This is a genomic window from Stenotrophomonas sp. STEN018, from assembly GCF_056760235.1.
This window is the reverse complement of record NZ_JBRREK010000118.1, coordinates 1-3,128: the sequence shown is the minus strand read 5'-3', so window position 1 is coordinate 3,128 and position 3,128 is coordinate 1. Positions and strand designations below refer to the sequence as shown.

The window sequence follows — 3,128 nt, the reverse complement described above, 5'->3', positions numbered from 1 at the left end:
TTGGTTGTTTGGGTGGTGGTGGGCGGCGCCGCCCTCGCCCCCCCCGGCCCGGCCCCGCCCCCCCCCCCCCCCCCCCCCCCCCCCCCCCCCCCCCCCCCCCCCCCCCCCCCCCCCCACTACAGGTGAAGCGCTGTTTCGTCATGTCCTCGAACTGACTGATTTGCCGTGCATTCCTGTCCAAAAGGACAGCTGCCAGACAACATTCAAATGCAACTGTTTCAGGTTTGGTGCACTGCAAAATTGTGCTGATTTTTGCGGTAGGCTTGACGGGTTTCCGCTCTTCAGGCTCTACGTCTTAGATGAACGAGTACCGCAGCAGCGTTGTCTTCGCCACCCCCGACCTGCCCTTGCGCGACGATGTGCGTCGCCTCGGCACGCTGGTTGGTGATCTGATTTCCGAACAGGTATCGCCCGGCTTCCTCGACGAGGTTGAAGACGTGCGTACCACCGCCATCGCCCGCCGCGAAAGCCAGGCGCCGTTGACCCAGCTCAGCACCCAGCTTGCCGGCCGCGCACCGCGCGATGCAGAAGCGTTGGTGCGTGCTTTCAGTACCTATTTCCAGGTGGTCAACATCGCCGAGCGCGTGCATCGCATCCGCCGTCGCCGTGACTACCAACGCGCAGGCACCAAGCGTCCGCAACCGGAAGGCCTGCATGACGCCTTGCTTGCGCTGAAGGCGCAGGGCGTGACGCCGGAAGAACTGGCGCAGTGGCTGCCGCGGATCGATATCGAACCGGTATTCACCGCGCATCCAACTGAAGCTGTGCGGCGTGCCCTGCTGGAAAAAGAACAGTTGATGGTTGCCGCATTGGTCGACAACCTCGATGGCCAACGCACGCCCGGCGAGCAGGCCGCCGATGCCGCGCGTTTCCGCATGGCGCTGACCGCATCGTGGCAGACCGCCGATTCCTCGCCGGTGCGCCCAACCGTTGATGATGAGCGCGAGCATGTCGGCTTCTATCTGACCCGTGTGTTGTACCGGGTGATTCCAGTGTTCTACGAATCGTTGGAACAGGCGCTGCGCGACACCTGGGGCCGAACCTTGCCGTTGCCACGCCTGCTGCGTTTCGGTACCTGGGTCGGCGGCGACATGGACGGCAATCCGAATGTGGATGCCGGCACTATCACCAATACCTTGAATGCACAGCGCAGCGCGGTGCTGAGCTTGTATCTGAAAGACATGGTGGCGCTGGCCAGCCTGCTCAGCCAATCGACTGAACTGGTCGGTGTCAGTGCTGAAGTGCAGGCGCGCTTGCAGGAATACCAACAACTGCTGCCGCAGGTGAAGTCGCGTCCACGTCACGCCGACATGCCGTATCGCCTGCTCAACGATCGCATGCGTGCGCGTCTGCAGGCCACACAGGAAGACGCGCCGGGTGCGTATGCCTCGCCGGAAGAATTCATCCACGACATCCAGCTGATCCTCGATAGCCTGGACGCCAACAAGGGCAAGCACGCCGGCTGGTTCTCGGTGCGACGTCTGCTGTGGCGCGTGCGCACGTTTGGCTTCCATCTGGCGCGCTTGGATGTGCGTCAGGAATCCAGTGTGCATTCGCGCGCGCTGGCCGAAGTGCTGGGCGGGCTGGATGCGTTCGATGCGTTGGACGACGCGGCGCGTGCACAGCTGTTGTCGTCCTACGCTGCAGGCACCTCCGTGTTGGCGCACGGCGAGGATGAAGCCGGGCAGCGTTTGGACAAGGTGTTCGCCGCATTGGCCGACGCGCGCCAGCGGCACGGCGCCGATGCCTTGGGCAGCTACATCATCTCGATGGCGCATGATCGTGGCGACGTGTTGGCGGTATTGGCGCTGGCACGTCGCGGTGGTCTGCTCGATGCGGACAACGCGGTGCCGCTGGATATCGCGCCATTGTTTGAAACCGTGGACGACCTGCAACGCGGCACCGCCACGCTGCGTGATCTGCTTGCTGACCCGGTTTATCGCGCCCATCTGGCCGCACGTGATGACGTGCAGATGGTGATGCTCGGCTATTCGGACAGCGGCAAGGACGGTGGTATCGCTGCCTCGCGCTGGGGCTTGCAGCATGCGCAGGTCGAACTGCTGGAAACGGCGGCCGAGTTCGGCGTCAAACTGACCTTCTTCCACGGCCGCGGTGGTTCGATCAGCCGCGGTGGTACCAAGACCACGCATGCGGTGAATGCCTCCCCGCGCGGCAGCATCGGTGGGCGTCTGCGGGTTACCGAGCAGGGCGAAGTAATCCATCGCAAGTACGGCATCCGCGCGTTGGCGCTGCGCTCGCTGGAGCAGTCGGCCGGCGCTGTGTTGCGCGCCAGCCTGCGCCCGCGTGCCACTGAGCCGCGCGAGGAACAGTGGAAGCCGGTGATGGCGTTGGTCGCCGAGCAGAGTTCTGCGGCGTATCGCGCCTTTGTTGGCGATGCGCAGTTCATGAACTACTTCCGCCAAGCGACCCCGATCGATGTGATCGAGCGGATGACGCTTGGATCGCGACCGTCGCGACGCTTGGGTCAGGATGCGGCGCTGACCAATCTGCGCGCGATTCCGTGGGTGTTCGCGTGGAGCCAGGCGCGTGCGGTTATTCCCGGTTGGTTTGGCGTCGGCAGTGGCTTGCAGGCCGCTGCTGACGGGGGACATGAACAGACCTTGCGTGAGATGGCGCACGACTGGCCGTTCTTCGAAACCTTCCTCGACGACATGTCGATGGTATTGAGCAAGGGTGACATCCATATCGCCGAGCAGTTCTCCAAGCTGGCCGGGCCGTTGCACGACCAGTTCTTCCCGCTGATCCGCGAGGAGCTGGCGTTGACCGCACATTGGGTGAAGCGCCTGAGTGGCCAACAGGAATTGCTGGAGCAGGACCCGCGGCTTGCGTTGTCTATCCGCCTGCGCAATCCCTACATCGACCCGATCAGCATCCTGCAGGTGGACCTGCTGCAGCGCTGGCGCGCAAGCGACCGCCAGGACGAAGGTTTGTTGCGTGCACTGGTAGCCTGCGTGAACGGTGTATCGCAAGGCGTGCAGAACACCGGTTGAAGCCTTTCCTGTAGTGCCGAGCCATGCTCGGCAGGGGCCTTCCCGGCAATGCCCAAATGTAGTGCCGAGCCATGCTCGGCAAAGGGCTCTACCAGGAAAGCCCCTGCCGAGCATGGC

Annotated in this window: 1 protein-coding gene; it reads left to right on the top strand. The window is 63.8% G+C overall.

Going from position 1 to position 3,128, the window contains the following annotated elements:
- The first annotated feature begins 299 nt into the window (after positions 1-299).
- Entirely contained in the window at positions 300-3,011 is a 2,712-nt protein-coding gene (gene ppc, locus ACVOMB_RS20840; protein ID WP_481532905.1) for a phosphoenolpyruvate carboxylase, read from the top strand.
- The last annotated feature ends 117 nt before the right edge of the window (positions 3,012-3,128 follow it).

What these genes read in the sequence shown, in the direction of transcription:
- ppc (WP_481532905.1), top strand. Translation starts at nt 300, where the DNA reads ATGAACGAGTACCGCAGCAGCGTTGTCTTCGCCACCCCCGACCTGCCC.